Raw genomic sequence first — 8229 nt, forward strand, 5'->3', positions numbered from 1 at the left:
ATCCCGACGGGCCTCGACCGCCAACCGGGTCGCACGCTCACGCAACTCATCGTTGTACTTCTTCGGTGCGGGCATCGCCGGTGTTCCTCCCAGGTTTCGATGTCTCCATCAAACCCGGTGCGGAACACGGTGTGGCTGGCCGGGTCGTTGCTTGCCGGCCCGCTGCTCGGACTGCTCGGTCACGCAGTACGCGCCAACACCACCCGCCGCGCCGCCGTCGCCGCCGGTATCGCATGCGGGCTGCTATCAGCCGAGGGCTGGCACGCCATCGTGCAGGCGCCGCCTTGGCGCCTACTCGCCCTTGATGATCCATTCTTCTACGGCGTCGCGTTCGGCGAGATCGTGCGAGTGGTGCTGCCGCTAGCTGTCCTGGCGTGGCTGATCGCGGCACACCGCCTCGGCCGGGCCTGGCCGACGCTGCTCGCCGCCACCGCCGCGGCCGCGACGGCCGGCACCCTGCTGTGGTACGCCCTTGGGCTGGTCCAGGGTGCTTGAATTGCAGCGCGCTCCGGCCCGTACGGCCACGGAAATCGACTACGACGAGGTCCTAGTACTGCAACGGCAGTTATGGCGGGTAGCCGCGGTGGCGGTAGTGGCTGGTGCGGGCTTGGTGTTGGCGTCGCCGGCGCCAGTGTGACCAGGCCCAGATGCGGGCTGGGCAGGGTGGGGTGGTGAGGATCAGGGACACCATGAGTCGGCGGATCTCCGGTACGGTGTAGCCGATCATCATGCCCTCGCCGGTGCTGGTTCCCCTTTTGCAGCAACGGTTCTCGCGACGGCGAGCCAGGCGTGGGTGGCCATGGCGAGGGTGATGTGGGCGTGCCAGGCTCGCCAGTCACGGACCTGGTAGTCGTCCAGGCCGGCTTCTTGTTTGGCCTGCTGGAAGCACTCCTCGATGGCCCAGCGGCTGCCAGCGATGCGGGCCAGGTCGATCAGGCGGGTGCGGCGGGGTCCGTAGCAGACGTAGTAGGCGATCTCGCCGGTGGTGATGCTGCGTCTGGCGAGCAGCCAGTGCCCACGGCCAGGCCGCCAGCAGATGCGTATCGGCATGCGGGCCCAGTCGTAGTCGCGGGGGCCGTGGGCGCCCGGGCCTGCGGACAGGCGGCACCACGCCTGCCCGGGTAGGGCGGCGATCAGCTCGTCGGCCCGGCAGGTGCCCATCGTGGTGGTGATCATGTCGTCGTTGCGGCGGGTGGCCAGCACATAGCCCACGTCACGCTCTTCCAGCCAGACCCGCAGGCCTTTGACCTGCCCGTAAGCCTCGTCGGCGGTGACCCACCCGACCGGCACCCCGGCATCCAGGGCCCGGGCCAGCATGGTCTTGGCGATCTGCGGCTTCGTCGCGAACTCGACGTCGTCCGGGATGCCCGCAGCTCGGCAGCGTTCACGGTTATCGGTCCACGCCGCCGGCAGATACACCTGCCGGTCGATCAGCCCGTGGCCCTTGGCGGACCGGTAGGCCAGGAACACCCCGACCTGGCAGTTCTCCACCCGGCCGGCGGTGCCGGAGTACTGCCGGGCCACCCCGGCCGACCGCACGCCCTTCTTGAGGAACCCGGTGTCATCGACGATCAACACGCCCTGCGGGTCGCCGAGGTGCTCAATCAGGTAGTCCCGCACGTCATCACGGACCGCCTCGACGTCCCAGTCCGCCCACCGCAACAACCGCTGCATCCCGTCCGGCGACACCTCACCCGCACGCTCCGCAAGGGTCCAGCCGTTCTTGCGCTGCAACCCGGCAGCCAGCCCACACAGGTACTGCCGCACCCGAGCCCGCGGCTCCGCACGTCGGAACCGGCCTGCGATCCGCGCGTGCAACCGATCCAACTCCGCCGCCCACGCATCGACCTCGGCCACCGTCACGGCAGACATCATGCACTACACGGCATCCATAACTGCCGTTGCAGTACTAGGGCTGGCGGGCGGCAAGGTAGCCGGACCAGTTATCGCCGGACGCCGAGCAACCCGCCGGCCTTGGCCATCGCCGACCGGCACGTGTTCCTGACGCCACCCGACCATGACCGGCGCCGTTGTCGCCCTGATTTGGAGGCGGCGAGAGGCGGAAGTTGACCGCCACCTATGCTCGCCGCCATGGTCCGACGTCTCGCCGCTTCGGTCGCTCTCCTCGCCATGCTCGCCCCGACCTCCGCCTGCGACCCGGCGCCCGCCACAGGCGAATCGACGCCGACACCGCCCGCCACGGCCCTGGTCGCACCCTCACCCACGGATGGCGGCGCCGCGCGAGGACTGCGAGACCGCTACGCCGCCAGCCAGCGCCTGGTCGGACTCGCCGAAAATCCTGCCTACAAGGACGAAAAGCTCGACTCCGACGGGGTGGCCTGCGGCCGACCGCTACCGCTGCTGGACCGACGCCTGGTCGCAGTGGCGCACGTCTTCGGCACCCCGGACGGCACCGCACCCGAGGAATTCGTTGAGGTCACCCAGGAGACCGTGGTCTACCCCACCGACACGGTGGCAGCCGACGCCGTACGGCGACTCTTCGATCTGCTGGAGACCTGCGACCGGGACGTAGAGGCGGGCCAGGTGACCGACGGGCACGCCGCCGCCGACCTGCCGGCCGCGGCCGGTGTGCGCGGCCGAGCGGTAACCGCCACCATGACCTTCCTGACGGCACCCCATTCCCCCACCGCTACGGCTGCCTGCACCACGGTCGCGTGGTGCAGTGCGTCGCGGTCTGGACTCGCTCAAAAGAGAACACCGCATCGTGGTTCGAGAAGGCGATCAGCGCAACCGGAGAGGGACTGCGCGCCTGAGGACCTCCCTGGGGACGGAGCGCACTGGCAGGCAGCGGCGGCAACCCCGGCCAGCAGACCGGCGAGGTCGGCAAGCTCCTATCGTTACCGGGAACACGGCTCGAACGTAATGACCATTATTGCTACAGCTCCGAGAGCGTCAGCCAACTGCCATTGTGGCGCCATGCGGTACACGGTGGTCCCGGCGGTGGTGCTGCGCCCGGTCATGGCCCGGGTGCGCCGCACCGTCTTCGTCGACGGGGCGCCACAGCTGCGCGACGAGTGGGAGCGGCGGGTGCGGCGCACCCTGCTGGTCGGCGAGGACGGCCGTCCGGTGCTGGTGGCCGCCGGCGACCAGCTAGGCAAGGTGCCGGTGGCCTTGCTGCGGCTGTGGTGCGCCGACCGGCGCGACGCATTGTGACCTGGCTCCCCGCTGCCGGCAGACGACGTGACGTCGATAGTGGTGTGGGTGCGCGACCGGCTGCCGAGGCCATCGTCCGGTTCGATCCCATCGCCGACTTCGCCGGGGAGGTGCGGGTACTCGCCGGCCGGATGCGCGCCGCGCTGGGCGATTACCAGCCGCGGCCGCAGCCGCTGCTGGGGGTGCCGTGCCAGCGCTGCGACACGCGCAGCCAGATCGTGGCGCACTCCGACGGGTACCGGGAGTGTGCCGGGGAGCTGGGCTGCGGGAAGCTCTACAGCCCGCGGGAGTGACGGGAGTGGATGGCCAGCAACGAGGTGGGGCGGCTACTGCCCGGCGGCCGTCCGGGGGATCGTCGCGGCGCCCGCTAGGCGCGATCCTGTCAGCATGGCATCAGTACGCGGGCCCATCGACGGCTTGGTCAGCCCGGAATGGCTGCAGTTCGCGTCGCCGGCGGTGGCCCTAACTTGATCTTTAACCTGTTCGGCGTGGACGGGGATTCGCGGTCTTCGTTTTCTTGATGCCCGGTTTGTTGGTCTTCTTGGTGGTCGCGATGTGGACGTCGTGACGCGGGGTGGGCTGGGTGTTGCGGCGGCCGGGTGGCCGTCCAGGTCCTGGTCGGGAGGGTTTCGGTGCGCCGGCGGGGCAGGTGGTCTTCGCGCGGAGGTGTCGAAATCCCCGCCGGACGCGGGCGGGTGACAGGCGCTGCGGTGGTGCTGGTTTCTCCCAGGGACGGCGCAGGTCGGTGGCCAGGGCGCGGGCGAGGCGGAGCTGGGTGTAGGCGGCGAGGATCAGCCAGGTCCATCGGTCGGCGGCCTGCGGACCGCGGATCTTCGGGCAGGTCCAGCCGAGGGTCTGTTTGAACAGGCGGAATGTGTGCTCGATGTCGAAGCGGCGCAAGAACGTCTGCCAGAGCCGGTCGACGTCAACGGCGGTGGGGTCGACGCCGGACCACCACAGCCACACCGGTTTCGGGGTCGCGCCGCTGGGCAGGTGGCCGACCTCCAAGCGGATGACCGTTCCTTCGATGACCGGCAGTGTCTTGGCTGAGTTGGTCCAGGCGTTTCGGTGGGTCAGCCGGGGGTGCAGCCGGTTCCAGGCCCGGGCCCACGCCGTGCCGTAGAGGCGGGTGTCGGTGACGGTGGCCGCGTCGGGTTCGCCCCAGGTGGCGGGATCACCGAAGACGAACTCGCCGCCGTGACGTGGCGGCCGGCCGATCGTCCCGGGCTGCCGGGGTGGCGTGGCTCGGCGGAGTACCCGGTCCGAGCGCATCCGCGCGAGTACCTGTACGGGCAGGTCGGCCAGGAGGAACGCCAGGCGGGGCGCGTCGTAGCCGGCGTCGGCCACGACCAGGATGTCCGGATCCCCGGCCTGCCACTGCCCGGCCGTGACCAGTCGCCCCACGATGTCCCGTAGCTGCCCGGCGGTGACCGTCGCGGCGTCAGCACCGGGCGCCAGCCGCACCGCGTCCAACGGCGCGGTCCATGAACTGCGGCCCGGCTCCAGCGCTACGACCATGGAATACGGCCAGCCTGGGACCATGATCGTCTGGTCCTTACCGCGGCCATAGGTGTGGCACAGGATCCGCTGCGGCGAGGTGTGCGCGTCCGGCCGCAGCCAGCAGGTGATGTCCACCGCCAGGACGAGACGCCCGTCGGCCGCCCGCGGCAACGGCACGCCCGCGAGGGCGGTACGCAGCCGGTCGATGTCCAACCGCCCGCACGCGAGGGCGTCGTACAACGCCCCGTGACCACGACGGTGCTCACCCACCAGCGACAACTCCACCAGCGACCGCACCGGCCCATCGGCGCACAACACCGCGTCCGTCAGGTCGAACAACGCGTCCGCACGCGCGGTCAAGCAGGCGTAGAACACTCGCCGGAACCTGTCCAGGTCCCCGACGGCATCAGCCGCACAACGGTCATGCACACTGGTCACCAGAACAGCCCTTGGTTATCGATGTTCTTCCCTAGACAAGAAGATCATCGACCAAGGGCTGTTTCCGTGGTCGGTCAGGGTGGGACTATCTCGCTAACGGTGTTTCCGGCGATCTTGGTTAGTAGGTCTCAGCGGCCGGGAAGCGGTCGCTGAAGGTGATGGCGAAGGCGTTCAACGCGGGCTTCCAGCGCATCGTCCATCGGGTCCTGCCGGTTCCGGTCGGGTCCAGGGACCGGGTCACGAGATACAGGCACTTTAGCGCCGCCTGCTCGTTGGGAAAGTGGCCGCGGGCCTTGACCGCCCGCCGGTAGCGGGCGTTCAACGACTCGATCGCGTTGGTCGAGCAGATGACCTTGCGGATCTCCACGTCGTAGTCCAGGAACGGGATGAACTCCGCCCAGGCGTTATCCCACAGGCGGATCACCGCCGGATACCGCCCGCCCCACTTGTCGGCCAGGTCGTCGAACGCCGCCCGGGCGGCGGTGGCGTTGACCGCGGTGTAGATCGGCTTGATGTCACGCTTCAACTCGTCCCAGTACTTGCGGGAGGTCAGCCGGAACGTGTTGCGGATCAGATGGATGACGCAGGTTTGCACGACGGTCTGAGGCCACACGTTCGTGACCACATCCGGCAGGCCCTTGAGGCCGTCGCAGACGAGGAAGAACACGTCCTTGACACCGCGGTTGCGCAGGTCGGTCAGCACGCTCATCCAGAACTTCGCGCCCTCACCGCCGGCGCCGGCCCACAGCCCGAGGATGTCCTTCTCGCCCTCGAGGCTGACCCCGATCGCGGCGTAGAACGGCCGGTTCGCCACCTGCCCATCCCGCACCTTGACCACGATGGCATCGATGAACACGGCCGCGTAGATGGCGTCCAACGGCCGATGCGACCAGTCGGTCATCTCCTCGATCACCTTGTCGGTAATCCGGGAGACCGTCTCCCTACTGACCGAGGCGCCGTAGATCTCGGCGAAGTGGGCTGAGATCTCCCCGGTCGTCAGGCCTTTGGCATACAGCGACAACACGACCTCGTCGACCCCGACAGGCGGCGCTGCCGCTTACGGACGATCTGCGGCTCGAACGTCCCAGCCCGATCACGCGGCACGTCGATCTCGACATGACCAGTCGCCTCGGTCAGCACCGTCTTGGACCGGGTGCCGTTGCCGATGTTGCCCGACCCCGCGCCGGCCGAATCGTGTGTCTCATAGCCCAGGTGCTCGGTCATCTCCTCGTTCAACGCGGTCTCGAGCACCGACTTGGTCAGCTGCTTCAGCAGCCCGTCCGGGCCGGTCAGCGACAGACCCTGTTCCTTGGCCAGCCGGACCAGCTCGACGGCGGCCTGCTCTTCCGCCGACGGCTCAGGCTTCTTCTTCCGTGGGGTCACATCGTTCAGTGTCGCGGTCATCACGGCACCTCCCTCGCCGGGCACCACGCCCGGCGGGTCAGGCCGGAAACACCAACTTGTTGGATTGGTGGCGGAGATCAGGGTCTGCAGCCATGATCTTCGAGGTTGTGGTCGGGGTCGCTCGGGAAACACCTGCCGCCCACGGGCTGGCCCTCGAACGGCCTGCGCCCCGGCCATAACCGCCGGCGAGAGTGGCTCGAGAGAGGTCTGTTAAGCCCGAAGTTGGTCTGCCCTCCTCGCCGGATCCCCCCTTTTCCGGTCCTGCAAGGAGAACCAGTGCCCGCCGCCGCGTCGTCAACACCATCCCGGGTCGTCATCGCGATCGATCCCCACAAGGCCTCCTGGACCGCCGTCGCGGTCGACAACCGACTCCAGCCTCTGGCCGCGATCCGCGTCGAGGTCAACCGTGACGGCTATCGGCAGTTACGTCGCTTCGCCGGCCGCTGGTCGCATGCCGTCTGGGCGGTCGAAGGTGCCACCGGCCTCGATGCCACGTTGACCTCTCGTCTGGCAGCCGACGGCGTCGACGTCGTTGATGTGCCCGCGAAGCTCGCCCGCCGCGTTCGGATGCTGTCCACCGGGCACGGCCGCAAGACTGACCAGGCCGACGCCCTATCGGTCGGGATCGCCGCGCACACCGCTGCTCGGCTCAACACCGCCGTGGTGGATGAGGCGATCGCCGCCCTGCGATGCCTCACCGAACACCGCGATGATCTCGTCCGCAGCCGCACCCAGATCGTCAACCGGCTGCATGCGCTGCTGGCACAGCTCGTTCCCGCCGGCCTGTCCCGCGGACTGACCGCCGATAACGCAGCCGCTGCGCTGCGCAGCATCCGCCCACGGGCGGTGCTGGCCCGCACCATGCGCCAGGTCGCCGTGGAACTGCTCGGCGAGCTGCGGCGCCTCGATAGGCGCATCGCCGAGGCGACAGCAACGCTGTCCGCTGCGGTCGCAGCGTCTGGCACCACCTTGACCGATCTGCACGGCATCGGCGACGTCACCGCCGCGAAGATCCTGGCCCGCTCCGGCGCCGTCAACAGGTTCCGGTCGGAGTCCGCGTTCGCCTCGTACTGCGGCGTCGCACCGATAGAAGTGTCATCCGGTGACGTCCAACGCCACCGCCTCTCGCGCGCCGGCGACCGGCAGCTGAACTACGCCCTGCACGTTATGGCCATGGCCCAGATCAAACGAGCGACCCCGGGCCGGGACTACTACCAGCGCAAACGGGCCGCAGGCAAAACTCACAAGGAGGCCATGCGCTGCCTGAAGCGGCGCTTGTCCGACGTCGTCTACCGCACCATGATCAAAGACACGGAGACCTCTCTGTTGCCAACGCCTTGACACAGAGAGGTGCCGTTAGATCCACACTCCCGAACAGACCTGTCCCGCGGCGTCAACACGGTGTCATGTGTTGACGCCGGGGGACAGGCCCGTTCCACGATGTGTGCGGACTCACGGCGGAGATGGGCTTTTGGGGGGAGGTATTACGCGCAGTCGGCATCTGGTTCGCAGGAGGCCGGTGAACGGCAGGCTAGCGGTGGCGCTAACCCTTAGCTGGAATGAGTTCCAGTCTTTGCAGGGCACTTTGTTCCGCACCGGGTTTGATGGAGACATCGAAACCTGGGAGGAACACCGGCGATGCCCGCACCGAAGAAGTACAACGATGAGTTGCGTGAGCGTGCGACCCGGTTGGCGGTCGAGGCCCGTCGGGAT

6 protein-coding genes and 1 pseudogene are annotated in these 8229 nt (G+C 68.6%); 4 read left to right on the forward strand and 3 right to left on the reverse strand.

All coding sequences use genetic code 11. The annotated features are described in order from the left end of the window. On the forward strand, nt 1-495 hold a 495-nt coding region (locus NFX44_RS33130), incomplete at its 5' end, for a DUF6518 family protein (protein ID WP_262287541.1). Between the two features lie 231 nt (nt 496-726). On the opposite strand, the gene NFX44_RS33135 is transcribed toward NFX44_RS33130, so the two are convergent. Beyond that, nucleotides 727-1872 carry an IS701 family transposase gene (locus NFX44_RS33135; RefSeq protein ID WP_262287546.1) on the reverse strand — a complete coding sequence of 382 codons (1146 nt, stop codon included), beginning with the start codon at nt 1870-1872 and terminating at the stop codon, nt 727-729. A gap of 1065 nt (nt 1873-2937) precedes the next feature. Here NFX44_RS33135 and NFX44_RS33140 point away from each other — a divergent pair. Then, nucleotides 2938-3174 (forward strand): hypothetical protein, encoded by a 237-nt coding sequence (locus NFX44_RS33140; protein WP_262287542.1) that lies wholly within the window; start codon nt 2938-2940, stop codon nt 3172-3174. A 44-nt stretch (nt 3175-3218) separates the two neighbouring features. Beyond that, the gene (locus NFX44_RS33145; RefSeq protein WP_262287543.1) at nt 3219-3467 is read left to right on the forward strand and encodes a hypothetical protein; all 249 of its coding nucleotides are present in this window, start codon (nt 3219-3221) and stop codon (nt 3465-3467) included. Nucleotides 3468-3648: 181 nt separating this feature from the next. Here the strand turns inward: NFX44_RS33145 and NFX44_RS33150 are convergent, their stop codons facing one another. Both NFX44_RS33150 and NFX44_RS33155 read right to left on the reverse strand, forming a co-directional pair. Beyond that, nucleotides 3649-5112 carry an NF041680 family putative transposase gene (locus tag NFX44_RS33150; RefSeq protein WP_262287544.1) on the reverse strand — a complete coding sequence of 488 codons (1464 nt, stop codon included), beginning with the start codon at nt 5110-5112 and terminating at the stop codon, nt 3649-3651. A gap of 118 nt (nt 5113-5230) precedes the next feature. Further along, nucleotides 5231-6495, reverse strand: a pseudogene (locus NFX44_RS33155) (IS256 family transposase). 297 nt (nt 6496-6792) lie between these two features. On the opposite strand from NFX44_RS33155, the gene NFX44_RS33160 reads away from it, so the two are divergent. Beyond that, entirely contained in the window at nt 6793-7857 is a 1065-nt protein-coding gene (locus NFX44_RS33160) for an IS110 family transposase (RefSeq protein ID WP_262287545.1), read from the forward strand. The last annotated feature ends 372 nt before the right edge of the window (nt 7858-8229 follow it).

It is taken from the genome of Micromonospora sp. MA102 (genome assembly GCF_025460765.1).
Lineage (GTDB): Bacteria > Actinomycetota > Actinomycetes > Mycobacteriales > Micromonosporaceae > Micromonospora > Micromonospora halotolerans.